The sequence below is a fragment of the Micromonospora sp. NBC_00858 genome (assembly GCF_045207365.1).
Taxonomy (GTDB): Bacteria; Actinomycetota; Actinomycetes; order Mycobacteriales; family Micromonosporaceae; genus Micromonospora.
This window is the reverse complement of record NZ_CP108828.1, coordinates 1,314,371-1,339,545: the sequence shown is the minus strand read 5'-3', so window position 1 is coordinate 1,339,545 and position 25,175 is coordinate 1,314,371. Positions and strand designations below refer to the sequence as shown.

Below are 25,175 nucleotides of genomic sequence, written 5' to 3'. Positions count from 1 at the left end.
CAGGCCATGTCAGTGGCCGTGTCAGGGGCGTGTCAGGACCGTGACAGGCCGGCTGCCGACAGTGGGCACATGACAAGTTCTGCGATTGCAGTTTCAGGGCTACGGAAAGCCTTCGGGGACAAGGTGGTGCTCGATGGCATCGATCTGGATGTGCGTGCGGGCACGGTGTTTTCCCTGCTCGGTCCGAATGGGGCGGGTAAGACCACGACGGTGAACGTGTTGACCACGTTGATGAAGGCCGACGCCGGGACGGTTCGGGTTGCCGGGCATGATGTCGCGACCGAGACCAAGGCGGTGCGGGCGGCGATCGGGGTCACCGGTCAGTTCGCGGCGGTGGATGAGCTGTTGACGGGGCAGGAAAACCTGCAGCTGATGGCGGACCTGAAGCGTCTGGGCTCTACCGCCGGCCGGCGGGTCGTCACCGACCTGCTGGAACGCTTCGACCTGGCCGAGTCGGCGCTGAAGCCGGTGTCGACCTATTCCGGGGGTATGCGCCGGAAGCTGGACCTGGCGATGACCCTGGTCGGCAAGCCCCGCATCATCTTCCTGGACGAGCCGACGACGGGACTGGACCCGCGCAGCCGCCGAACGATGTGGGACATCGTCCGCGAGCTGGTCACCGACGGCGTGACCATTTTCCTCACCACCCAGTACCTCGAGGAAGCCGACCAGCTCGCCGACCGGATCGCGGTCCTCGACCAGGGCCGCCTGGTCGCCCAGGGCACACCCGACGACCTCAAAGCCCAGGTCCCCGGCAGCCACGTCCGACTCCGGTTCACCACCGCCGGCGAACTCGACACGGCCGCGCGGGTCCTCACCGACTCCACCCGCGACAACGAAGCACTGACCCTGCGAGTGCCCAGCGACGGCGGAACCAAGTCACTGCGGGCACTGCTCGACAGGCTCGACGAAAACACGATCAACGCCGAAGCGTTCTCCGTGCACACCCCAGACCTCGATGACGTTTTCCTCGCCCTGACCGGCCGCACCACGGAGGTAGCAGCGAAATGAGCACCCCATCCCACTCGATGGTCATGTTGCGTCGCAACTTCAAGCACATCGCCCGGAACCCGACGTCGGTGTTCAACGCGGTCCTGATGCCGATCGTGCTCATGTTGATGTTCGTGTACATGTTCGGAGACGCTTTCAACGTCGGTGTCGACTACATCGACTACGCCACGCCGGGGCTGATGCTGCTGGCCGTGTGTTACGGGCTGGGGGCCACCGCCACGGCGGTGAACTCTGACATGACCAAGGGCATCATCAACCGGTTCAAGGTCATGGACGTCTCCCGTGGTGCGGTGTTGACCGGTCACGTCATCGCCAGCCTGCTGACCAACCTGATCGCCATCGGATCCCTCCTCGGGGTGGCTTTCCTGCTGGGATTCAACCCGTCGGCGACTTCCCTCGACTGGCTCGCCGTGCTCGGCATCATCGTGCTGCTCGGGTTCGCGGCCGGCTGGCTCACCGTCGCCCTCGGACTGTTCGCCAAGTCCCCAGAAACCGCTGGCCTGGCCGCCGTGCCACTGGTCATGCTGCCGTTCTTCAGCAGCGCGATCGTCCCGGCGGAGAAGATGGGGCCGGGCCTCCGGCAGTTCGCCGAGTACCAGCCGTTCACGTCGATCATCGAAACCCTCCGCGGGTTGCTCAACGGCACACCATCCACCAGCACCACGATCACCGCCATCGCCTGGTGCGTCGGCATCGCACTCATCGGATACCTCTGGGCAGGCTCCACGTTCAAGAAGCGCGCGTGACCTTCCGGGCGATGACCTTCCGAGGACTGTGATCGGGCCGACCTCCAAGGCCGTGATCGACAGCTGATACGGCGCGCGCTCGCCAGCGACGAGCGCGCGCCGTGGCCGTGCGGATCGATGCTTCACCGGCTGGGGCGGCTCAGCCCCCACCACACGGACCAAGGATGAGACAAGAGGAGAGTTGTCATGCCTACCTTCGCCACGCCAGAACCCATCGTCGCCACCGTTGTTGTCGCCGGTGCTCAGGTGCGGGTCACCGCGAGCGAGCGGACCGACACCTCAGTGCTGGTCGAACCCATCAACAAGGCGAGCCAGTCGGATGTCAAGGTTGCCAACAAAACCAAGGTCGACTTCGCCGGCGGTCAGCTATCGGTCAAGACGACCGCGTCCGGAGACAAGAACGGTTCGGTCGCCATCACGATCGACCTGCCCGCCGGCTCCAGCCTGGTTTCGTACCTGACGTACTCGGATGTGCACGCCGACGGCTCGTTCGGAGAGTGCGAGCTGCACATGGCATCGGGTCGGGTCCACCTCGATCGCATCAACGCGCTGCGGGCGAACATCACGGCCGGTGAGGTCACGATCGGCCACATCGCCGAGTGCGCCACCATCGACGGTGCGTCGTTCGCAATGCGGATCAGCGAGGTCAAGGACACCGTCAAGCTCTCGAGCTCGGGCGGGCAGATCTGGATCGGCCACGCATCGTCCGACCTTGATCTCAGCAGTGGCAGCGGCGGTTTCGACATCGACCGCGCCGACGGCAGCGTCACCGCCAAGACAGGCGACGGCGCCATTCGGATCGGCCGGTTGACGCGCGGTCAGGCGGAGCTGCTGAACGGCTCGGGAAACATCGAGGTCGGCATCAGCGAGGGCACCGCCGCCTGGGTGGACGCCAACAGCGAGCGAGGGTCGGTGCGCAACTCCGTTCCGTCCCCGGAAAACCCTGACACGTCGGACAACAAGGTCACGGTTCACGCCCGCACGCGGCACGGCGACATCAGCATTCAACGCGTAGCAAACTGACCGTGGGCGCCTGCCCCGTTCAGGCGGCGAGTGTGACCGTGACCAGTTGATGCCAACTCGTCTGCGTACCCTCCCGAGTCGCCTCAGCGAACCGTGTGTCGCCGAGGCGGAGCCGCGCGGCCTGCTCGATCCGGGCCACGTCCGGCTGGGAACGATCCGGCAGCCCGCGCACGGCGGCGCTCGCCGCGAGCAACCGCGCGGCCTGCTCGTGTTGTTCACAGCGCAGTGCCAGGTCCGCGATCCCGACGAGGACCTGCGCGATCACGGGTGCGTGCCCCGCCTCGGCCGCGGCCTGGCAGGCCGCTGCGCGGTATGTGCGGGCCTCGCCGAGGTCGTCGGCGAGGTAGCCGAGCAGATCGTGTGTCACCGCGCGGATGTGCGCACGCTCCGCAGTGTCGCCCAGCATGGTTGTCGCGACGCCGAGTTGCTGGTGTGCCTCCTCCGCGTCGCCGCCCCAACGGGCGAGTTCCGCCTTCGCCAGGGCCAGCTCGGCCAGCGCGTCCGGCCAGGTGACCCGTGCCGCGTGCCGTTGCGCCTCGGCAATCGCAGCCGCGCTGGACTCCTTGTCGCCCAGCAGCCAGTACAGCTGAGCCTGTCGCGACCGCATGCGGATGACATCCTCGATGGCACCGACTTCGGTGACGACCGCGATCGCCTGTTCGAAGTGCTCGCAGGCAGCGGCGAACTCGCCGCGCGCGGCGATGCGGTCCGCCAGCTCGGTCTGGGCGAAGGAAATCCCGAACCGTTCGCCGATTGCCCGGAACTCGGCGAGCGCCATCTCGAGATGCGCGTCCGCATCCCGCCCGTCCTGGCCGAGGATGATCCGCATCTTGCCGAGGTGGAGCCGGGCCATCGCGCGGACCCAGGGGTCTTCGTCGTCCAACAGTGCTTCGAACGCGGGCAAGATCTCGTCCGGCGCCTGCAACATGCGTTCCATGGCGGCGACGAACGCCAGCGCCGGGTGTCGGCCCTGGCCGCGCTGACTGCCCTGGCCGAACCGGTACGCCTTGTGGATCCACTCCTCCGTCTGATGTTCGTCGCCCCGCCCGGAACTCAGGAAATGCCCGACAAGGGCGTACACCGTCGCCCGGATCTCGTCGGTCACCTCGCCGGGCGTTTCGGTCGCCGCGGTGAGCAGCTCGATGCCTTCGGCCCGGTGCCCGCCGAGCCACCAGTACCAGCCGGCGTTCGCCGCGAGCCGCATCGTCGCGTGCGCCTCGCCGGCCGTGATCGCACCACGCATCGCAGAACCGATGTTGTCGTGCTCGACCTCGAGCGTGGCGAGCCATCGCACCTGCTCGGCGCGGCGAAGATGCGGCTCCGCGGTCTCGGTGAGTTCCGTGAAGTAGGCGAGATGCGCAGAGCGCGCCAGGTCCGACTCCCCCGCCTCCGCGAGGCGGTGCCCGGCGTACTCCTTGATCGTCTCGATCATCCGGTAGCGCGGTGCGCTGTCGCGATCGGCGACCAGGAGCGATTTCTCGGCCAGCGCGGTGAGCAGATCGAGCACCTGCTCCCGCTCGACCGTATCGCCGGCGCAGACCCGCTCGGCCGCTTCCAAGCTCGCCCCGCCGGAGAACACCGAGAGCCTGCGCAGGACCATCCGTTCGGCGTCGGTGAGCAACTCCCAGCTCCAGTCGACCACCGCGCGCAGCGTCCTGTGGTGCGGCAACGCGGTACGGCTACCGCTGGTCAGCAGGCGGAACCGGTCGTCGAGCCGGTGGGCGAGCTGATCGATCGACATGGTGCGCAGCCTGGCCGCGGCCAGTTCGATCGCCAGCGGCATCCCGTCCAGCGCCCGGCAGACGCGCACCATCGTCGACAACGTGTGGGCGTCGAGCGCGAGATCCGTGCGCACCGCGCCCGCCCGGTCCCGCAGCATCTGGACGGCGGGAGAGGACTCGATCTCGCCGGGGCTGGCGTCCCCCTCCGGCAAGGTCAGTGGCTCGACCAGCCACAGCGCCTCCCCGGTGATGCCGAGCGGTTCCCTGCTCGTCGCCAGGATCCGCAGTCGCTGACACTCCCCGAGCACTCGATGGGCGAACGCCGCCGCCGACTCGATCACATGCTCACAGTTGTCCAGAATCAGCAGCGCCTCCCGATCGCGGATCGCGGCGATGAGCCGGTCCGTCGGCTCCACGTTCGGTGCCCCGCCGAGCAGAGCATCCCGGAGGCCGAGCCCGGCGAGCGCCGACTGCGCCAGGTCAGCATCCGCGCCGATGGCTGCGAGCTCCACCAGCCAGACCCCGTCCGGCAGGTCGCCGAGCAGCGTGCGCGCGGTTTCCGTGGCCAGCCTGGTCTTCCCCGAGCCGCCCGGCCCGATGAGAGTGGTGAGCCGATGCTCGGCGAGGAGTTCGCGGACCGCGGCGATATCGGCGTCCTTGCCGATGAAGCTGGTCAGCTCGGCACGCAAGTTGGTCTTCCGGTTCTCCTCCCGCCGTCGTCCCAACCCGCCCCGCAGCAGCGCGACGTGCAATGCGGACAGCTCCGGAGAGGGGTCGACGCCCAGCGCGTCCGCCAGTGCCTCTCTCGCGCGCTGGTACACGAGCAGCGCGTCGGTGTCGCGGCCGGCCGCGACGAGGGCACGCATCAGCGCGGCGACAAGCCGTTCTCGCACCGGATGCGCGGCCACCAGGTCGGTCAGCTCCGTGACCAGCTCCACACCGTGGCCGAGGCGGATCTCGGCATCGAACCGATCCTCCATGGCTGTCAGGCGTAGCCCTTCGAGCCGGGTGACCGCCGCGTCCAACGCGGCACTATCCGGCAAATCGACGCCCTGCATGGCCGCACCGCGCCACAGTGCGAGGGCCTCGCGCAGCAGCCGTACCCGCCGCGGATCATCGTCATTCTGGACCTGGCCCGCCGTAATGAGGCGTTCGAACTTCACGGCGTCGACAGCGTCGGGTTCCACCGTCAACCGGTAGCCGTCCGGCTGCCCCTCGATCCAGCCTTCCGGCAGCGCCTTGCGCAGCCGGGAAACCAAGCGTTGCAGGGCATTCGTCGCGTCGGAGGGCGGCCGCTCACCCCAGATCCAGTCGATGAGAGTCGCCTTCGGGACCACGTGTCGTGGTTCGAGCGCGAGGGCAATCAACAGACCACGCAACCGGGCACCCGGCACGTCGGCCAAGACGCCGTCGTCCGCACGAACCTCGAATGGTCCAAGCATCCCGATCTGCACCTGGCAGATCTTGCCACGGGCGATTGGCAGCCCCGCCGACGGTGAGCTGGGCGGAGGTCGAATCCGGTGCCATTGGGGGTACTGCCGCATTTGCCGACCTGACCCAGCGAGGCGGAGCCGGTACTGCCGGTGGCGGCGTTGACCGCTAGGTGTCGGACTGGGACTGCGCGCGGACGAGATCGTCGCCGGTGCCGGTGCGGTAGTACAGCACTGAACGGCCTGATCGTCGCCGGCTGACCAGTCTCGCGTCCAGCAGCACCCGCAGGTGGCCGCCGACCGAGCCGAGTCCGTACCCGGTCAGCGCCACCAGCTGGGTGGTGCTCTTCGGCGTGCCCAGTGCGGTGAGGATGCGGGCACGTACCGGTCCCAGCAGCCTTGCCAACGCCTCGGGCGTCGCGCCGGTCCGCGGCCGGGCGAGGAGCCCTGAGCACGGGTAGATGACGGCATAACGGCGTTGCCGCGGGTCGGACGCCACCCAGCCGCGGCGGGTCGTGGCGGGAATGAAGACCAGCTCGGCCCCGGAGATGTCGCGCGGCGGGTAGTCGTACGTGTTGATCTGCAGCCGCCCGTCGCCCAGCCATCGCATTCCCGGTCGCATGCCGTCCAGCGCGGTCGCCCAGCCACCGGAGCTGAGCTGGTGCGTTCGGGCCACGACGTCGGCCTCGAACGCCCGGGCCCGCCACGGCTAGTCCGGTTCGACACTGCGGGTCCAGATCCACGACAGCAGGTCGGCCACTCGGGCCGCGCCGTCCGGCACCCGCAGCGCGTCGGGCACCGGACCCTGCAGGGCGACGGCGAGGTCGTCGAGGTAGGTGCCGGACGGGGTCGCGGCGAGCCTGCCCAGCTCGTCATCGATGGAGCGATCGCCCGGCCGCGGCGCGTCAGGAAATCGGGAAGCCATGCCCGCCGGAACGCCACCTTCACGAACGTCGCCGCGAACGAGTCCGCCGCGATGCGCTCGCGGTAGGCGAGACGGTCCACGTCCAGTTGGCTGCCTTCGCCGGCCGGTGCCGGCCGTCCGATGAGCACCACCAGGCGCCCGACCGTCTCGGCCAGCGGCGACAGGGTGAACCGGCTCCGCGCGAGCGTGTCGGAGCCGATCAGCCACACCCCCACGTTTCGTCTCCACAGGAAACTTTAGGGCCTCACCGAGCCGCCCACTGAGACTGCCGGCCATGAGTACGTACCGCGAATTGTTTCGTACACCGGAATTCACGCCGATGTTCGCCAGCGCCTCAGCCACCATCGCCGCCCGCACGGTTAGTGGCCTGGCCCTCGGCACCCTGGTGTACGGGGCGACCGGCTCGCCGCTGCTGTCCGCGTTGAGCATGTTCGGCTCATCGTTCGCCCAGATGATCGGCATTTTCACCGTGCTGTCGGCCGCCGACCGACTGCCGCCGCGGGCCGCGACGGCCGGCATCGCGGTTCTCTTCGCCGCCGGTACGGCGGTCCTGGCGGTGCCTGGCCTCCCGGCGTGGGGCATGGTGCTGGTCGTCCTCGGCATCGGGCTGGTCAACTCGGTCGCCGGCGGCGTGCGCTGGGGTTTGCTCCATGAGATCCTGCCGGCCGAGCGTTACCTCCTGGGGCGGTCGGTGTTCAACATGGCGGTCGGGGTGACGCAGATCGCCGGCTTCGCCGCGGGTGGGCTGCTACTGGTGGTGCTGTCGCCCCGCCAGGCGCTGCTGGCCGCCGCCGGGCTCAATCTCCTCGCCGCAGCCGTGGCCCGGCTCGGGCTCAGCGGCCGCCCGCCGCGCGCCGCAGGCCGCCCGTCGATCCGCAGGACCTGGCAGGTCAACGGCCAACTGTGGGCGTCGCCAGCACGCCGCGCCACGTACCTCGCGATGTGGTTGCCCAACGGCTTCATCGTGGGTTGCGAGGCGCTGTTCGTCCCGTACGCGCCCGCTTCGGCCAGCGCGCTGTTCGTCGTAACCGCGTTCGGGATGTTGACCGGTGACGTTCTCGTCGGCCGGGTCCTGCCGCAACGGCACCGCCGGCGGCTGATCACGCCGCTACAGATCCTGCTGGCGGCCCCGTTCCTGCTGTTCGCACTGCCTCTACCGTATGGCGTCGCCCTGACCGCCGCGGCACTCGGAGCGGCTGGCTACAGCGCCGGTCTGCTGCTGCAGGAACGCCTGCTCGCTCAGACCGGCGACGACATCCGCGGCCAGGCGCTCGGCCTGCACTCGGCGGGCATGCTCACGATGCAGGCGGTCGGCACCACCATGGCCGGGGCCGTAGCGCAGATCCTGCCGGTCGGCGCCGCGATGGCTGTCATGGCGCTGGCATCGCTGTGCATCAGCGCCACCCTCGCCGCAGCGATACGCCGCCCGATCACGGTTCCGGTCCACGTCGGCTGAGCCCGCACGGTCTACGGGACACACTGTCCTCATCAGCATGATCGGGCGTACTCCTGCTGGCCCGGACCGGGGGGCGGTCCGGGCCAGCAAGACCTCTAGCCTGACGCGTTTGTGGTCAGCGGAGCGAGCGGAAGAATTCGCGCATGTCGTCGACCAGGAGATCGGGTGCTTCCAGGGCGGCGAAGTGACCGCCGCGGCTGTACTCGGCCCAGTGCACCACGTTGTGGTCGCGTTCGGCGAGGGGTCGGATGGTGATGTCGTTGGGGAACACCGCCACCCCGGTCGGCACTGGCGACCGGGTCTGGGCCTGGCCCCAACTGCGGGCCCCTTCGTAGTAGATGTGGGCCGCGGATCCGGCGGTGCCGGTCAGCCAGTACATCGAGACATCGGTGAGGATCAGGTCGCGGTCGATGGCGTCCTCGGGCAGGTTCGCGCTCGGGTCGGTCCATTCCTTGAACTTCTCGACGATCCAGGCGAGCTGCCCGACCGGTGAGTCGGTGAGGGCGTAGGAGATGGTCTGCGGACGGGTTGACTGGACGATCGCGTATCCGCTCATGTCCTGGCCCCACGTCGACATGAGCGCGAGTCGGGCCTGATCGGCCTCGGTGAGGTCGGCCAGCTCAGCCGGATCGCCGGAGGGGAAGGTCCCCAGGTTGTTGACGTGCACGCCGATCACCCGGTCGGGGTCGATACGGCCGAGCTCGGGGGACACAATCGCTCCGGTGTCCCCGCCCTGGGCGCCGTAGCGGTGGTAACCGAGGCGTTCCATCAGGGTGGCCCAGGCCCGGGCTACCCGGCTGGTGTCCCAGCCCGGAGCGGACAGCGGGCTGGAAAAGCCGAAGCCAGGCAGCGACGGGGCTACCACGTGGAAAGCGTCGGCAGGGTCGCCGCCGTACCGGGCGGGATCGGTCAGCGGGCCGATGATCTTCATGAACTCCACGATCGAGCCGGGCCAACCATGGGTGATGATGAGCGGCAGCGCCCCCGGCTCGGGCGAACGGACGTGCAGGAAGTGCACGGTCTGGCCGTCGATGGCAGTGGTGAACTGCGGAAACTCGTTCAGCTGCGCCTCATGGGCACGCCAGTCATAAGAGGTGCCCCAGTAGTCGGCCAGATCCTTCAGGTAGCCCAGCGGCACCCCGGCCTCCCAGCTCGTGCCCGGCAGTTGGCTCGGCCAGCGGGCGTCGGCGAGCCGCCGGCGCAGGTCGTCGAGGCGGTCCTGAGAAATCTCGATCTTGAATGGGGTGATCTCTTCGCTCATGACTGCCACGCTACGGACCAGCTAGGACAGGTTCCGCCCTAGGCGCATGACAAACTTCTGAGCATGTTGGAAACCTCCGCGCGACTGCTGCGGCTTCTCGGACTGCTGCAAACCCCGCGCGACTGGACCGGCGCAGACCTTGCGCAGCGCCTGGAGGTCGACGTACGGACTGTGCGGCGTGACATCCAGAAACTGCGTGATCTGGGCTATCCAGTGCACGCCATCGCTGGCGCGGCCGGCTACCGGCTCGGCGCCGGGACGAAGCTTCCGCCGCTGCTGCTCGACGACGACGAGGCCGTCGCCGTCGCCATCGGGCTGCGCACCGCCGCAAGCGGCACGGTGACCGGTATCGAGGACAGCTCACTGCGCGCACTCGCCAAACTCGAACAGGTCCTGCCCTCGCGCGTACGACACCGCGTCAACCTGCTGCACTCGGTCACCGTCACGGTCCCGGCCAGCGGACCGACCGTGGACCCAGCCGTACTCACCGCCGTCGCCGCCGCCTGCCGCGAGCACCACCGGCTCCGCTTCGACTACCAACGCCACGACGGCACGAGCTCGGTACGCGACATCGAACCGCACCGACTGGTCCACACCGGCCGACGCTGGTACCTGATCGGCTGGGACACCGACCGGCGCGACTGGCGCACGTACCGCGTCGACCGGATCCGTCCCCGCATCCCGACAGGCCCGCGATTCACCCCGCGACAAGCGCCCGACGTCGACCTCGCCGGCTACCTCACCCGCGGCGTATCCACCGCCCCATACCGTTACCAGGCCCTGATCACCCTGCACGCGCCAGCCGAGACCGCCGCCGAACGGTTCCCACCCACTGTCGGCGTCATCGAAGCCATCGACCCGCACACCTGCCAACTACACACCGGATCCAACTCCCTCGACGAAATCGCCATCTACGTCGCGCTGTCCGGCTTTCCCTTCCAGATCCACGAACCACCCGAACTGATCGCACACATCCGACACCTCGCCACCCGACTCATCGACGCCACCATCCCTGTAGGGCACGATGTGCAGGCCAAGCGTGCGGCAAGGTCAACTGGGGAGAACGTGGGCGCATCAGGATGGTCATACGGCGTCACCTACCAGCCGGACGTCGCCGCCGCGCTTGAACAGTTGCGCCAGGACGTGTACGCCCGAGGTGCCTACTACAGCGAGGAGCCGAACCCACTCCTTGCCCTGACCGCAGACGAGTTTCGTGCCACGCTCAATCCCGCGGACAACGAGAGCGGGATCAACGAATTCCTCCTCGACGAGTGGCGCGCCGCCCAGCAGCGACCCAAGCCGACTGACCCGGACACGTTGTTCGCAGCGCAGCCTGACTCCGGGACGCACTCCATCATCGATATGGCCAACGGCGTGTCGGCCGAGCCGGCGCTGTTCACCGTCTCTCCGTTGACCGACGAGCAGATGCAAGGGTTCTTCGGGACCCTGACGCCCGCGCCGGACCAGGTCATGGAGTGGATGAAGAGCGACGCCCCATACTCGGTACGCGAACGATGGCACGGCATCTACATCGTCAGTTACGTCGACGGACGTCCCGAGCAAATGGGTCTGTAAGAAGAACGGTGTAACTCCTGATCAAGGAGCGGCACCTGATGACCGAAACGACGATGGCCGTGGATACTTCCGCGGTGGCGAAGAAGAACAACCCGGTGGGTAAGCCGGCGGACGGTGTGGACGCGGAGTTGGTCGGCCGCCTGGTCGAGCAGGCCCGCGCAGCGGGCTTGCAGCTGACCGGCGACGGCGGTCTGCTGCAGCAGCTCACGAAGCGGGTGATCGAGGCCGCCCTGGACGGTGAGATCTCCGACCACCTCGGTTATGACAAGGGCGATCCAGCGGGCAACAACGGCGGCAACTCGCGCAACGGCGCCCGCGGTAAGACGGTCCTGACCGAGGTCGGCCCGGTCGAGATCACCGTGCCGCGTGATCGTGACGGCAGCTTCGAGCCGCAGATCGTCAAGAAGCGGCAGCGTCGGTTGACCGGGGTCGAGGACATGGTGATCTCGTTGTCCGCTAAGGGATTGACGACCGGTGAGATCGCCGCGCACCTGGCCGAGGTGTATGGCGCTGACGTGTCACGCCAGACGATCTCCACGATCACCGACAAGGTCATCGACGGCATGACCGAGTGGCAGAACAGGCCCCTCGACCCGGTCTACCCGGTGATCTTCCTCGATGCCGTGCACGTGAAGATCAGAGACGGCAAGGTCGCCAACCGGCCCATCTATGTCGCCTTGGCGGTCACGGTTGATGGGACCCGCGACATCCTGGGCCTGTGGGCGGGTGACGGCGGGGAGGGCGCCAAATTCTGGCTGCAGGTGCTGACCGAATTGAAGAACCGCGGTGTCGACGACGCCTGCATGGTCGTCTGCGACGGGTTGAAGGGACTACCCGACGCGATCGCCGCGACCTGGCCCCTCGCGGTGGTCCAGACGTGTGTCATCCACCTGCTCAGAGCCTCGTTCCGGTATGCGGGCCGGCAACACTGGGACGCTATCGCCAAGGCGTTGCGGCCGGTTTACACCGCACCCACCGAGGCGGCCGCGCAGGCCCGCTTCGACGAGTTCGCAGAGGCCTGGGGCGGCCGATATCCGGCGATCATCAGGCTGTGGACCAACGCCTGGGCGGAGTTCGTGCCGTTCCTGGCCTTCGACGCCGAGATCCGTACCGTCGTCTGCTCCACGAACGCGATCGAGAGCGTCAACGCCCGGATCCGGCGGGCCGTCCGCGCCCGCGGACACTTCCCGAACGAGGCCGCCGCGCTCAAATGTGTCTACCTCGCGGTCATGAGCCTGGACCCGACCGGGCAGGGCCGCAAACGCTGGACGATGCGCTGGAAGCCAGCGTTGAACGCCTTCGAGATGGCCTTCGAAGGCCGACTCGCCGCAGCCCGCAAGTAGTCCTCAACAACCCGTGTTACACCGTTTTCTTGACAGACCCGAGCAAATCCACTTCGCTGGGTTTTCCGGCGACTGAAGGACGCCGCGCGTGTGTGTTCGACGCCGGGCTAGCCGACATCTCGGTCGTCTGGTGTTAGCTCGCGGTGGTCCCGTCCAGGATGTGCAGCATTTGTTCGACTGTCAGGGCCGGGTTGGCCGCGGCGGCCTCGGCCAGTTCAGGATCATTGAGGAGTGCGGCGATCCGCGGTGCCGAGAGGCGAGGGCTGGTTGCCATCGCCTGCCGCACGGTGGCGTCCGGGTCGGTGCTGAGCCGGTCGACGAGTTCGGGATTGGCGTGCGGGTCGAGGGCAACGAGCCGCCGTACTGCCGGGTCGGGGTCGTCGGCGAAGCGGGCCAGTCCTTCGGTGGGAAACTGCGGTAGCTCGCTGAGGCGGTCGCGGCCGCAGCAGTGGTACTCCAGGAAGCAGCGCAGCAGCAGCGCTGGCGGCGCGGCCGGGTGGTGCTGGGCGAGCAGGACCCGTACGCCCAGGTCAGAGTCGTCGGCGAGGATGGTGACCGTTTCCACCGGCAACTCGGCGTTGCGGGCCGCTCGGCGGCGCAGCAGCGGATTAACCGAACGGGCCCAGCACAGCGCCTCAGTGAGCTGCGGCGAGGCATCGTCGGGATACGGGATCGAACGGCAGCGGACGTCCGCGGAGCCGAAGTGTCCGTCGTCCCGCACAGTGGTCACGTCGATGTCGATGTCGGCCCGCTGTAGCTCGGTGAGGCCAGGATGGGTGGAGACCGCAGTGCGGACCTCGACCACCGGATCATTGGCGAGCCTGACGAGTTGGTCGCCGGTCAGGTCGACGCGACCGGTGACTCCCTGCCGCACCGACGGCTCAGGGTGGCGTAGCAGCGTCTCGACCACGTCCGGCGGGAGCGTCGGGTTCTCACCCATCACTCGCAGCGCAGCCGTGTCGCCGCTGGCGAGCACGTGATCGACCAGCGCTCGGGAGAGGGGACGCTGCAGCACGTACCAGAACGTGTGACAGTGCTGATCCGGCAGATCCGCAGGCTCCATCACCTGCTGCCGGTGCGCGACGGATGCCTCGGCCGCCGCCCGCACCTCGGGCGCCTCATCGTCCAGCAACGCCTGGCGCGACCGCTCGTCCAGCCAGTACAGGGAACCGGCCGCGAACCGGCGCACACCCGGCCGGGGGTGTGCGGCGGCCAGCCGGAACAGACGCCGGTCATACCCCATTGCGTCGAGCAACTCGCCGATCAACTCCTCCCGCGTGAACGGCATGTCGGAGGGTCGGCCGTCGAGCTCGGTCAACAACCTGACCAGCACGTCGTCGGGCAGCGGCTCCTGTCCGGGTCGGCCAAACGCGCGTATTCTCACCCGCCACGCCGGGTCAGCCAGCAGCTTGGCACGCACCAGAGGGTTGACTCCCGGGTGGGCGGCCAGCGCTCCGCGGATCCTGGGCGAGGGATGGCGCAGCATCGCGTCCCGCACCGGCGGTGGCAGCTCGCGGCGACGGCGTAGCCCCTCGCACACCTGCTCCGGCCATGTCTCCACCAGTCGGAGCAGCACGCTGCTCGGTGCTGCCGGGTTCCTCGCCAGACCACGCAGCAACGGCGAAGGCGACGAACACCGATCCAACCAGGCATCCCCGATCACCGGCCGCACCTTACGCCCGGGCAGGTCGCACCGAAGCCCGCTTATCGGCCTCTGGACTCTTCGCTATTGCGGGGCCACGGGTCGGAGGTCGTCAAGCTTGATCACCCTCGCCACCTCGCTCAGGTCACTGTCCAGCTGGTGATCGCGCCCGGGCAGCAGGTGCAGCTGTGCCTGCGGGATGACGCGGGTGTAGAGGTCGGCATGCGACGGTGGAGCAGTTTCGTCCTGGAGTCCATGGAACACATGCACCGGCACGCCTTGCGGCAGCCTCGCGCCGAGGTTGTGCGGCGGCTCGAACTCGCCGCCGGGCCAGCCGCCCGCACCGACGAACGGAGCGGCGATCAGCACGATCGCCTTGAGCTTCCGCTCCGGTGGCCGCTCGGCGAGCGCGTTGATGAGGATCGTCCCGCCCACTGAATGGCCGGCGACGACCGCCCCGTCGTCCAGGGCCGCGATCTCCCGCCGGATGGCCGCGCTCCACTTGGCGTAGCTCGGGTCGCCCTCGTCGGGCATGCGCGGGTAGCGAACCTCGTACCCGTCCCCGAACTCCCGCCTCAAGCTGTCGAACAGCTCGTTGTCCCATTCGTCGTGCACGTCGGCGCCGCCACCCTGAATGAACAAGATCTGCGGGGTCACCGCCATGACGATCCTCCTTGGGCACCGCCTGCGGGAAGAGCAGCGACGGCCTCGCGGAGTTGGCTAGCTCGCCACGCCAACGCTTCGCGAGAACGGTTTCAGTCTGCAGCGGACAACAACAAAGGGAAGCGATCCCACTTTAACGTATATCGCACCGGGGGGCTTGCCGCAAGGCCCGGGTCTTGCCGCAGAATCGTCGGCCGGAGCCAGGAACGGACGAAGAAATGGGGCACGACGTGCGTGTGTTGTTGTCGACCTACGGGGGGCGCGGTGACGTCGAGCCACTGGTGGCATTGGGGGTCAGTCGAGTGCAGCGAACGACGGCTGCCTCGGAGGTATCGCGATGATCGAGCAGTACGTGTTGGGTCTCCAAGAGATCGACGAGACGCAGGTCGCGGTCGTTGGCGGCAAGGGCGCGCACCTGGGGGCGTTGTCGCGGATCGAGGGCAGCCGCGTGCCGGCCGGCTTTTGCGTGACGACGGACGCCTTCCGGCGGATCATGGCCGAACGGCCGTCGATCGACGATCGGCTCGACCAATTGTCGCGCCTGAACCCGGGCGACCGGGAGACGATCCGCACGCTCAGCGCGGAGATCCGTCGGACCATCGAAGGGATCGTCCTCCCCGACGATGTGGCGGCGGCAATCACCCGGGCCCTCACCCAGCTCGGTGAGCGAACTGCCTACGCCGTCCGATCCAGCGCGACGGCGGAGGACTTGCCGACGGCCTCCTTCGCCGGCCAGCAGGACACGTACCTGAACGTCATGGGGCCGGCGGCGATCCTCCAGCACGTCAGCCGGTGCTGGGCCTCGCTCTTCACCGAGCGGGCGGTGACCTACCGTCAGCGGAACGGCATCGACCACCGCTCGGTCCACATGGCCGTTGTCGTGCAGCAGATGGTCTTCCCGCAGGTTGCCGGCGTCCTCTTCACGGCCGACCCCGTCACGGGCAACCGGAAGGTCGCCACCGTGGAGGCCAGCTTCGGCCTCGGCGAGGCCCTGGTCTCCGGGCTGGTGAACGCGGACGCCTACAAGGTCCGCAACGGTGAGATCATCGACAAGGCGATCGCCACCAAGCGGCTTGCCATCCACGCCCTGCCGACCGGCGGGACGCAGGAACAGGCGATCAGCTCGGAACAGCAGGAGCAGCCGGCGCTGACGGATGCACAGGTCGTACGGCTCGTGCAGCTCGGGCGGCGGATCGAAGCACACTTCGACCACCCGCAGGACATCGAATGGTGCCTGGTCGACGATGACTTCCAGCTCGTCCAGAGCCGGCCAATCACCACGCTGTTCCCCGTTCCCGAGACCGGCGACGGTGAGAACCACGTCTACGTCTCCGTCGGTCATCAGCAGATGATGACCGACCCCATGAAGCCCCTGGGGCTCTCCATGTGGCAGCTGACGGCCATGGCGCCGATGCACGGCGCCGGCGGGAGGCTGTTCGTCGACGCCACCCGGGCCCTGGCCTCGCCCGCGAGCCGCGCCGGCCTGCTGGAGGCGGTGGGGAGGGGCGATCCGCTGATCAGGGACGCGCTGGAAACAGTCCTCGACCGCGGCGACTTCGTCCCGACGCTCCCCGATCAGGGTCCAGCAGGGCCGCCCGCTGGCGGCTCGCCCGCCCCCATCGAGACCGAACCGGCCATCGTCACCGAGCTGATCGAGCGCAGCCAGGCATCCATCGCCGCCCTGCGGCGCGACATCCGGACGAAGACCGGACCGGCACTGTTCGACTTCCTGCTGGAGGCCTTCCAGGAGCACAAGCGAGTCCTCGGTGATCCATTGAGCATGCAGGCGATCATGGCGGGGATGGAGTCCACCTGGTGGCTCAACGACCAGCTGCAGGAGTGGCTGGGCGAGAAGAACGCGGCCGACACCCTCACGCTGTCCGCCCCCGGCAACGTCACGTCGGAGATGGGACTGGAGCTCCTGGACGTCGCTGACGTCATCCGCCCGTACCCGGAGGTGGTGGCCTTCCTGCAGGAGGTCGAGGACGAGGGCTTCCTGGACGAGCTGGCCAAGCTCCCTGGCGGCCAGGAAGCGCGCGACGCCATCGAGGCCTACCTCGACCGGTACGGCATGCGCTGCGCCGGCGAGATCGACATCACGAGGCCACGCTGGAGCGAACGCCCCACCACGCTCGTGCCCGTCATCCTCGACAACATCAGGAACTTCGAGCCGGGCGCTCGCAAGCGACGCTTCGAGCAAGGGCGACAGGAGGCGCAGAAGAAGGAACAGGACGTCCTGGAGCACTTGCGGGCCCTGCCGGACGGGGAGCGGAAAGCCGAAGAGACCAAGCGGATGATCGACCGAGTCCGGACCTTCATCGGCTACCGGGAGTACCCGAAGTACGCCATTGTCAGCCGCTACTTCGTCTACAAGCAGGCCCTGTTGGAAGAGGCCGAACGCCTCGTACAGGCCGACGTGCTTCGCGAGAAGGAAGACATCTTCTACCTCACGTTCCAGGAGCTTCACGACGTCGTGCGCACGAACCAGGCCGACGATCAGCTCATCCACCGCCGCAAGGACGCGTTCAGTTCGTATCAAGCGCTCACACCGCCCCGGGTGCTCACGTCGGAAGGTGAGGGCATCACCGGGGCGTACCGACGCGACGACGTGCCGACCGGGGCGCTGGTCGGCCTCCCGGTTTCCGGCGGGATCGCCGAGGGCCGAGCCCGCGTCATCCTGGACATGGCCGAGGCCGATCTCGAACCAGGCGACATTCTGGTCACCGCCCACACCGACCCGAGCTGGTCACCCCTGTTCGTCGGGATTGAGGGGTTGGTGACGGAGGTGGGCGGCCTCATGACCCACGGCGCGGTCGTCGCCCGGGAGTACGGCTTGCCCGCCGTCGTCGGTGTGGAGCATGCGACGAAGCTGATCCTGGATAGGCAGCGGATTCGCGTGCACGGAACCGACGGGTACATCGAGATCCTGCCTTGACGGCCACCGACCGAGAAGGCTGTTCATAGCGTCCGGCCCAAAGCAACGCTAAGCAGGGTCCACCGAACTACAGCGCCGTCCAGTAGGCGCGCCCGCCGCCGGGTGGTCGGGCAGGCTCAGCAGGCGCCGCGGTCCCTGGCGGCGCCGGCGAACAGCCTGGCGGCGGGCGGCGTCACGTTCGATGTCGTTCGTTCACCAGATGTGGCAGCGGCGGCGTAACCGGCACCTCAGTGGGCAAGTCGCGATCAGGCGCCACGGCACCTGTTCGGCCTGTGACCATGGCCTGGTGAGTCAATACACCGTTTCTCCAGAGATTTCGAGGTGTGAGTAAGACGGTCATTCGTCGCGGTGGGCTGACTGCCGGATGTCACTGAAAATGGACACGCGAGTGCGATGGTGGCGGGGCGCCTCGATCTCGTCGATTGTCGCTACGGCCAAGTCGGCGTACGAGAGATGTGCGACCTCCTGGTCCGGGACGTGCTCCCCGCCGACCTGGTAGCGGCCGGTGCGTGGGGCGTCCATGTGCAATGCGGCGGGTGGGGTGAGCATGAGCCAGTCGACCATTGTGTCTGCTGCCTGGAGTCTGTCCAGACCGGCTGTGTGGGCAAGGGCGAAGGGTCGGAAATCGACGGGTAGTACGGCGGGATCGTCGAGCAGGAGCCGACCTTCCGCATCCTTGAGGTTGGCGAACAGGCCGATCACGATCAGTCGGGGTACGCCGGCTTGGGACAGTCCGTAGAGAAGAGCGTCAGCGGCCTTGGCGAAGAAGCCCGGATCGAGGTCGAGGGTGGCGAGCGCCTCTGGTCCGGATGCGGGGCTGACCGCGTGGACGACGGCGTCGTGGCCGTGCACGATCGCGGAGACTGATTGCGGGTTGGTGACGTCACCGCGTACCGCGGAGGTGATGTCGGGGTATTTGTTGGGGTTCCGGACTATCGAGGTGACGTGATGTCCGCGGCGGTGTGCCTCGGCGGCTACGGCGCGACCCGCCCGGCCGCCGGCTCCGAAGATCGCGATGCTGGTCATGGCGCGACGCTAGTCGGCTGGGGGCCGGTTACTGCAACGGTACTGGGGTAGGTTCGAGCGGTGACGTTGAAGCTTGACGCGGACATGTTCGATCCAGCGTGCCCGTCGAGTGTGCTGCCGTTCCAGATCGGTGACAAATGGACTGCGATGGTGGTGCTGTGCCTGGAGCATGGGCCGCGTCGGTTCAGTGAACTCCGGGTGCCGTTGCGGACGGTCACGCCGAAGGTTCTGACCGAGACACTGCGGGCCATGGAACGGAACGGCACCGTCACCCGTACGTCTTACGATGAAAACCCGCCGCGCGTTGAGTACGCACTGACGCCGCTTGGTCGGAGCCTGCTGACTCTTATCGAAGCTGCGCGGTCCTGGACCAGAGAAAACAGGTCCGAGCTGGTGGCCGCCCGAAAGTCGTATGACTCGCGCTTGTCGTGATTCGTCAGAGGCGAGGACGCTAGAACGTCCTGGGAGCAAACTCCCATGAGTCGAGAGCTGTAGTTCGCCGGTCCGGAACCGCCGCGGCTACCGGAGGCTGCGGTCTTGGTTGGCGCAGCAGGCATCAGTGCAGCCAGGGCCGCAGCCGCAGCTCGCCGCGCCGTCGGTCTCGCCGCCAACGGCGGGCAGGGCGCAGTCGTCGCACTGCTCGCCGCGCCACGCCTCGACGCCTTCGCGGACGGCGACGGCGGCGATGACCAGCGCCGCGATGGGATCGGCCCACCACCAGCCGAGGGTGGCGTTGGCCAGCAGACCAACGAGCACGATCGCGGACAGATAAGTGCAGAGCATGGTCTGCATGGAGTCGGCGACGACGGTGGCCGAGCCGAGCTCGCGCCCGGTGCGCCGCTTGGCCCAGACCAGCAGCGGCATGACGACGACGGAGACGGCGGCGATGCCGATCCCGATCGGCGACGTCTCGGCCCGCTCGCTGCCGAGCAGGCTGCGGGCGGCGTCGACGGTGACCCAGGCGGCCAGGGCGAAGAACGACACGGCGATGAGTCGCAACGCCAGGCGCTCGCGGTTTTCGGGGACGCGGGAGCGGAACTGCCAGATGACGACCAAGGCGCTGGAGACCTCGACGAAGGAGTCGAGGCCGAAGCCGAGCAGCGCCGTCGAGGACGCCGCCGCGCCAGCGGCGACGGCGAAGACGCCTTCGAGCAGGTTGTAGCCGGCTGTGACGTAGGCCAGGTGCAGGCTGCGCCGATTGAGCTGAGCGCGCCGAGGTGGGCTTGGTGCCGTGCGGAGCGGGACACTCACCTCGTCACCGCAGGGGTGTCGGTGCCGTAGGTGGGGCAGAGCGCAACGGCGGAGCCGGTCGCGGCGAGCACGCCTTCGGCGGCTTGCAGGAGGTCCATCAGCTCAGGCCTCGTGAGGGCGTAGAACGACTGCCGGCCCTCGGCGCGGTAGTCGACCAGGCCGCAGTCACGCAGGCAGGCGAGATGCTTGGACACAGTGGACTGGGCGAGGCCCAGCTCGCCGGTCAGGTCCACGACCCGGGCCTCCCCGGCGGCCAGCCGCGCCACGATCCGCAGCCGCGTCTCATCGGCCAGGGACCGGAACAGCGCTACCGCAGGGCTCATCCCGCCCGCAACTGCCGCAGTCACACACCCGTCGTCCATCATCGCCATAGCGCGATAATAGCCCAGTCAGGCGATGCCGGGTGGTGGACCCTTCGGGGTCGGGCCGCCATAAGCACGTGGCGGACTATGCAGCGCTGTTCAATCCGCTGGCCGCGTCCTTGATCAACGATGCCACCGCACCGGGCTGGGACACGTAGATCGCGTGACTTCCGGCGACCTCCACCACCGTGGAGCCGGCACGCTCGCTCATTGCCCGCTGCGCGGGTGGCGGGATCATCCTGTCCTCGGTGGCGACCAGGTACCAGCTCGGCTTGCCGCGCCAGGCGGGTTCGGTCACCTGACCGGCCAGCGCGTCCGCGCCCCACGGCACCTGCGAGGCAGCCATGAAGGCGGCCTGCTGCGCGGGGAGGTCGCCAGCGAACGAGTCGGCGAACTTCTCCCGGTCGAGCATCAGGAGACCGTCCCTGGGAGGCAGGATCGGCGGCACGGGGGCGCCGGGCGGCGGGTTGGCGATCAGAGTGTTGACGGATTCCCCCTTGTCCGGGGCGAATGCCGCGATGTAGACCAACGCAGCAACCTTGGGGTGGTTTCCCGCCTCGCTGATGACGACGCCGCCGAAGGAGTGGCCGACGAGGATGACAGGCCCGTCCTGCTCATCGAGGGTCCAGTTGGTGGCAGCCACGTCGCCCGCAAGCGAGGTGGTCGGGTTCTGCACAATGCTGACGTTGTAGCCGTCGTTGGTGAGCTCGTCGTAAACGGCCTGCCAGCCGGACCCATCCACGAAGCCGCCGTGTACGAGGACGACGTTCTTCGTCGTCGAGTCTGCACTCACTGTGTTCCTCCTGTTGCTGAGCGACGCCGTCCGGCGCGACGTTGACAGTAGGGCGACCCGATGACCGCCGATTCAGTCTTTTGACTGGCATCTGGGCGGGCCCAGCGAGGGGCGAAACGGCGGACCCCGGCCAAGCAGGCGCCCGTTGTGGCATCGGCCAAACTCGGCCCAGCGGGTACTTACCTGCTTTTCCCGCCTCCATGCCTGGATGACGTCACGGTCGCGTCCAACCGCTGCGCACCATCCAGCGGCGGCGCTTACCCGGCGGCCGGCAGATCAGCGACCCGTGTGCCGAGATCAAGCTCCAGCGACCCCCGGGTCTGAAAGCCCCGGCCGAACAACTCCTTCGACCGGTCCTGCACCTCCGGGGCGGCGACCAACTCCTGGAACCGGCGGCCGTCGGCGCGTACGGCCTCGGCCGGTGGCAGTGTCAGCTCGTTGATCGCCCGCTTCGTGGCCTGAATCGCCGCCGGGGGAAAGGACGCGATCCGCCGGGCCAGCGTGGCCACGAACTCATCGAGCTCGGCGTCCGGCAGCGCCCGGTTGATCCACCCATACCGCTCCGCGAGGTCGGCGTCCGCGTCCTGCGCGCCGAGGATCATCTCGAGGGCCCGTCCTCGGCCGAGCCGGCGCGCTAGATGTTGTACGCCACCAGCTCCGGGTGCCACGCCGAAACCGCACTCGGGCTGGCCGAGCAGCGCGTTCTCCCGTGCCGCGAAGCACATGTCGCAGGCGAGCACGAACTCGCTGCCCGCTCCCCGAGCCCGTCCGCGCAGTTTCGCGATCGTGACGACCGGCACCTCGCTCAGCTTGCGCAGCACCATCCCGAGAAAGGCGTCCTGTGGACCCCCGCCCGCCTTGGCCGCCTCGGCCGTGTACTCGGCGACCTTGGTCAGATCGACGTGGGAGATGAAAAAGTCCGGGTCGGCGGTGTCGAAGACGACTACCCGTACCTCTGTGGCTCTGGTCAGGCGGTCAAGCAGAGTGACCAGGTCCCGCACGAACTCCGGGCCGATCATGTTGATCGGCGGCGCGTCCAGCGTCACCGTCAGGACGCCGCCGGTCAGCTCGGTACGCAGGGTCTCGAACGAGGTGTTCATCCGCCTGCTCCTCTCCGTCGCGAGACCGAAGCCGCGGGCAGCGGCGGTGAGATCCGCGGGGCGACCAGCGCCGGGGCCTCACGTCATGCGACGGATCGGTGCCCGATGGTCGCTGTCGATGGTACGGACTGGCTCCGCCCAGCCGTGGCGCTTCACCAGATCCCCAGGGCGCACCGCGCGACTCCTCAGGGGCGGCGGGCGTCGAGCAGGTGGTCGAGGCTCACCGCCGTGCCAATCAACGAGAGGTGGCTGAACGCCTGCGGGAAGTTGCCGGTCTGCTCACCGGTGGGTGCGATCTCCTCAGAGTAGAGGCCGAGAGGACTGCTGTAGGTGAGCATCTTTTCGAAGGTCAGCGTGGCGTCGTCGAGCCGTCCGGACTCGGCGAGGGCCCGGACGTACCAGAAGGTGCACATGGTGAAGGTGTTCTCCTGGCCGGGAAGGCCGTCGGGCGAGGCGGTCGGGTCGTATCGGTAAACCAGGCTGTCGGACACGAGATCCGCGTCCATCGCCCGCAGCGTGGACTGCCACATCGGATCCATTGATGAGACCAGTCCGACGCCGGGCATGGCGAGCAGCGACGCGTCCAGGACGTCGGTCGCGTAGTGCTGCACGAAGGCACCGCGTCCGGGGTGGAAGCCGCGGGCCATGATCTGGTGGTAGATCTGGTTTCGGTTTTGCACCCACCGGGCGGTGTCGGCCGGTCGTCCGCTTCGGTGCGCGAGGCGGACAGCCCGGTCGAGGGCGACCCAGGACATCAGCCGCCCGTAGGTGAAGTCCTGGCGGCCGCCCCGGGTTTCCCAGATCCCGTCTTCGGGCTCGTCCCAGTGCTCGCAGACCCAGTCGACCAGTCGCACGGTGTTCAGCCACAACTGGTGAGAGGTCTGCAGACCAAGGCTGGCGGCTTCGTGGAGGCCATTGAGTAGCTCGCCGTAGATGTCGAGTTGCAGCTGGTTCGCGGCGGCATTGCCGATCCGCACGGGCGCTGATCCGCGGTAACCCTCGAAGTGGTCGAGCACCTCCTCGGAGAGATCGGGTGAGCCGTCGATGCGGTACATGATCTGCAGCGGCACCTCCCGGTCCCTGGCCTCCCGGACCCGTTCGTCGACCCAGTGGATGTACTGCCACGCCTCCTCGGTGAAGCCCAGCTTGAGCAGGGTGTGTACGGAGATTGACGCGTCGCGGATCCAGGTGTAGCGGTAGTCCCAGTTGCGTTGGCCGCCGACCTGCTCGGGCAGCCCGGCGGTGGGGGCGGCGATGAGCGCGCCGGTCGGCGCGTACGTCATGAGCTTGAGCGTCATCGCCGACCGCTCGACCATCTCCCGCCAACGACCGGTGTAGCGGGAACGGCCCAGCCAACGCCGCCAGAAGTCGCGGGTTTGCTCCAGCAACTCCTGCACCTCGCCGGGCGTGTAGAAGCGTGGCAGGTCAGGCGACACTCCTGTTTCCAGAACGGCACCCCCGGCCTCGCCCTCGCGCAGCGTGGCGATAGCCCAGATGCCATCGTCCTTACGCTGGACTCCCTGCTCGGCGGGCTGGGTTTCGGGGTATCGAACGAGGCTCACGGCGAGGGAGAGCGCAGAGCTGCGGAAAACGTGACCGGCGGGGTACGCGTCGAGTTCGTGCGGATCCCGCCCGTAGTTGAAGCGGGGTTGGCAGTCGACACGGAACCGCATGACACCTCGAACAACCCGCAGCATCCGCACCAGGCGGTGGCGGTCGGTGGGCTGATCCCCCGCGACGGGCATGAAATCCACCAGCTCACCCACGCCGTCCGCGCTCAGGAAGCGGGTGATCAGGATCGGTGTGCCGGGCAGGTACAACTGCTTACTGACGTAGTCGACGCCCTCTGGCGACACCTGGAAGTACCCACCCTTGTGCCGATCGAGCAGGCCGCCGAACACGCTCGGCGAGTCGAACCGAGGGGCACAGAACCAGTCCAGCGTCCCGTCCTTCGCCACCAGCGCCGCGGTCTGCAGATCACCGATCAAGCCATGGGCTTCCAACGCAGGGTACGAATCCACCCATGCCTCCCCAAATTATCTCAGCATTACCAGACTACTCCCTACCGGACGAAGCACCTATAACGCACCACTGTACCCGATGATCTTCAAACAGCCACTGGGCGCGGTAGGCATGCCGCCAGCCGCTGATTGGCTCTCGACCTGGAAAGGCCCGCCAGGGAGATTGCAGATCTGGTGCCGTCCTTGAGGGAGTCGTGATGCAGGTAGCCGTGGTGACCTTCGACGGGTTCAACGAGCTCGACAGCTTCATCGCTTCCGCGCTGATCAACCGGTGCCGTAAGGGCGGCTTGGAGGCCTTCATTACGACGCCGACGCCGGTGGTCACGTCGATGAACGGCGTCGAGGTGACCGGACAGCGCCCGATGGAGTTCGTGACCGAAGCCGACGTCGTGCTGATCGGTAGCGGGGTGAAGGCGCGAGACGTGGTCGCCGACGACCAACTGCTCTCCAGGCTGCTGCTCGATCCCTCGCGACAGCTGATCGGTGCGCAGTGCTCCGGCGCGCTTGTGCTCGCCCGGCTCGGGTTGCTGGCCGGCATGCCGGCTTGCACAGACATGACGAGCCGGCCCTATGTCGAAGCCTGCGACGTCACCGTGCTGGACGCGCCGTTCCACGCCGAGGGAAACGTCGCCACGGCGGGCGGTTGCCTGGCGTCCCAGTATCTCGCCACCTGGGTGATCAGCCGAATGCTCGGGGAGGACGCCGCGCGCGACGTCCTCGATTACGTGGCTCCGGTCGGCGAAAATCAGGAGACTGTCGAGCGCGCCGTACGCGCCGTCCACGCAGGTGAGGTTGCACTGCGCTGACGCCCTCGCGATGAGCCTTCCCGGGCCTGCCTGCAGTCATAGCGGCGACTCCTGAGCGCATTGGAGGGATTTCGTGTCGGTGGCG

20 protein-coding genes and 1 pseudogene are annotated in these 25,175 nt (G+C 68.0%); 9 read left to right on the top strand and 12 right to left on the bottom strand.

Annotated elements, in window-relative coordinates; translation table 11 throughout:
- Positions 1–69 precede the first annotated feature (69 nt).
- The 3 genes from OG990_RS06380 to OG990_RS06370 all read left to right on the top strand — a co-directional run bounded on the left by OG990_RS06380 (position 70) and on the right by OG990_RS06370 (position 2,780).
- A complete protein-coding gene (locus OG990_RS06380; protein ID WP_406081679.1) occupies positions 70–1,011 on the top strand; it encodes an ATP-binding cassette domain-containing protein in 942 nt (313 codons plus the stop codon).
- Positions 1,008–1,757 (top strand): ABC transporter permease, encoded by a 750-nt coding sequence (locus OG990_RS06375; protein WP_406079355.1) that lies wholly within the window; start codon positions 1,008–1,010, stop codon positions 1,755–1,757. Before OG990_RS06380 ends, OG990_RS06375 begins: the two co-directional genes overlap by 4 nt.
- Positions 1,758–1,943: 186 nt before the next feature.
- The gene (locus OG990_RS06370; protein WP_406079354.1) at positions 1,944–2,780 is read left to right on the top strand and encodes a DUF4097 family beta strand repeat-containing protein; all 837 of its coding nucleotides are present in this window, start codon (positions 1,944–1,946) and stop codon (positions 2,778–2,780) included.
- A gap of 19 nt (positions 2,781–2,799) precedes the next feature.
- On the opposite strand, the gene OG990_RS06365 is transcribed toward OG990_RS06370, so the two are convergent.
- From OG990_RS06365 to OG990_RS06355, 3 genes are all read right to left on the bottom strand, one after another.
- Complete coding sequence (locus tag OG990_RS06365) at positions 2,800–5,955, bottom strand: BTAD domain-containing putative transcriptional regulator (protein ID WP_406079353.1); 3,156 nt, start codon at positions 5,953–5,955, stop codon at positions 2,800–2,802.
- Between the two features lie 145 nt (positions 5,956–6,100).
- The gene (locus tag OG990_RS06360; RefSeq protein ID WP_406079352.1) at positions 6,101–6,607 is read right to left on the bottom strand and encodes an ArsR/SmtB family transcription factor; all 507 of its coding nucleotides are present in this window, start codon (positions 6,605–6,607) and stop codon (positions 6,101–6,103) included.
- Between the two features lie 33 nt (positions 6,608–6,640).
- Positions 6,641–6,856 carry a hypothetical protein gene (locus OG990_RS06355; protein ID WP_406079351.1) on the bottom strand — a complete coding sequence of 72 codons (216 nt, stop codon included), beginning with the start codon at positions 6,854–6,856 and terminating at the stop codon, positions 6,641–6,643.
- Between the two features lie 274 nt (positions 6,857–7,130).
- On the opposite strand from OG990_RS06355, the gene OG990_RS06350 reads away from it, so the two are divergent.
- On the top strand, positions 7,131–8,312 hold the full coding sequence (locus OG990_RS06350; protein WP_406079350.1) for an MFS transporter: 1,182 nt from the start codon (positions 7,131–7,133) through the stop codon (positions 8,310–8,312).
- Between the two features lie 115 nt (positions 8,313–8,427).
- Here the strand turns inward: OG990_RS06350 and OG990_RS06345 are convergent, their stop codons facing one another.
- Complete coding sequence (locus tag OG990_RS06345; protein WP_406081678.1) at positions 8,428–9,561, bottom strand: epoxide hydrolase family protein; 1,134 nt, start codon at positions 9,559–9,561, stop codon at positions 8,428–8,430.
- 75 nt (positions 9,562–9,636) lie between these two features.
- On the opposite strand from OG990_RS06345, the pseudogene OG990_RS06340 reads away from it, so the two are divergent.
- Positions 9,637–10,578 (top strand): annotated as a pseudogene (locus OG990_RS06340) (helix-turn-helix transcriptional regulator); the annotation flags it as partial.
- Positions 10,579–11,186: 608 nt separating this feature from the next.
- On the top strand, positions 11,187–12,491 hold the full coding sequence (locus OG990_RS06335; protein WP_406078623.1) for an IS256 family transposase: 1,305 nt from the start codon (positions 11,187–11,189) through the stop codon (positions 12,489–12,491).
- 133 nt (positions 12,492–12,624) lie between these two features.
- Here the strand turns inward: OG990_RS06335 and OG990_RS06330 are convergent, their stop codons facing one another.
- On the bottom strand, positions 12,625–14,067 hold the full coding sequence (locus OG990_RS06330) for a hypothetical protein (RefSeq protein WP_406079349.1): 1,443 nt from the start codon (positions 14,065–14,067) through the stop codon (positions 12,625–12,627).
- Positions 14,068–14,217: 150 nt separating this feature from the next.
- Positions 14,218–14,796: an alpha/beta fold hydrolase gene (locus tag OG990_RS06325; RefSeq protein WP_406079348.1), complete on the bottom strand. Its 579-nt coding sequence runs from the start codon at positions 14,794–14,796 to the stop codon at positions 14,218–14,220.
- 337 nt (positions 14,797–15,133) lie between these two features.
- Between OG990_RS06325 and rph the strand changes: the two genes are divergently transcribed.
- The gene (gene rph / locus OG990_RS06320) at positions 15,134–17,731 is read left to right on the top strand and encodes a rifamycin-inactivating phosphotransferase (protein WP_406079347.1); all 2,598 of its coding nucleotides are present in this window, start codon (positions 15,134–15,136) and stop codon (positions 17,729–17,731) included.
- Between the two features lie 336 nt (positions 17,732–18,067).
- On the opposite strand, the gene OG990_RS06315 is transcribed toward rph, so the two are convergent.
- The gene (locus OG990_RS06315; RefSeq protein ID WP_406079346.1) at positions 18,068–18,757 is read right to left on the bottom strand and encodes an NAD(P)-dependent oxidoreductase; all 690 of its coding nucleotides are present in this window, start codon (positions 18,755–18,757) and stop codon (positions 18,068–18,070) included.
- Between the two features lie 60 nt (positions 18,758–18,817).
- Here OG990_RS06315 and OG990_RS06310 point away from each other — a divergent pair, with 60 nt between their 5' ends.
- On the top strand, positions 18,818–19,189 hold the full coding sequence (locus OG990_RS06310; protein ID WP_386983199.1) for a winged helix-turn-helix transcriptional regulator: 372 nt from the start codon (positions 18,818–18,820) through the stop codon (positions 19,187–19,189).
- Positions 19,190–19,276: 87 nt separating this feature from the next.
- Here the strand turns inward: OG990_RS06310 and OG990_RS06305 are convergent, their stop codons facing one another.
- The 5 genes from OG990_RS06305 to OG990_RS06285 all read right to left on the bottom strand — a co-directional run bounded on the left by OG990_RS06305 (position 19,277) and on the right by OG990_RS06285 (position 24,284).
- On the bottom strand, positions 19,277–20,008 hold the full coding sequence (locus tag OG990_RS06305) for a cation diffusion facilitator family transporter (RefSeq protein ID WP_406079345.1): 732 nt from the start codon (positions 20,006–20,008) through the stop codon (positions 19,277–19,279).
- The gene (locus OG990_RS06300; protein ID WP_328418139.1) at positions 20,005–20,379 is read right to left on the bottom strand and encodes a metalloregulator ArsR/SmtB family transcription factor; all 375 of its coding nucleotides are present in this window, start codon (positions 20,377–20,379) and stop codon (positions 20,005–20,007) included. The genes OG990_RS06305 and OG990_RS06300 overlap by 4 nt, the downstream gene beginning before the upstream one ends.
- 76 nt (positions 20,380–20,455) lie before the next feature.
- Entirely contained in the window at positions 20,456–21,163 is a 708-nt protein-coding gene (locus OG990_RS06295) for an alpha/beta hydrolase (protein ID WP_328418141.1), read from the bottom strand.
- A 257-nt stretch (positions 21,164–21,420) separates the two neighbouring features.
- On the bottom strand, positions 21,421–22,263 hold the full coding sequence (locus tag OG990_RS06290; protein WP_328418143.1) for an enoyl-CoA hydratase/isomerase family protein: 843 nt from the start codon (positions 22,261–22,263) through the stop codon (positions 21,421–21,423).
- 185 nt (positions 22,264–22,448) lie between these two features.
- Positions 22,449–24,284, bottom strand: coding sequence for a glycoside hydrolase family 15 protein (locus OG990_RS06285; RefSeq protein ID WP_406079344.1), 1,836 nt, complete (start codon positions 24,282–24,284; stop codon positions 22,449–22,451).
- A gap of 197 nt (positions 24,285–24,481) precedes the next feature.
- On the opposite strand from OG990_RS06285, the gene OG990_RS06280 reads away from it, so the two are divergent.
- Entirely contained in the window at positions 24,482–25,090 is a 609-nt protein-coding gene (locus tag OG990_RS06280; RefSeq protein WP_406079343.1) for a DJ-1/PfpI family protein, read from the top strand.
- The last annotated feature ends 85 nt before the right edge of the window (positions 25,091–25,175 follow it).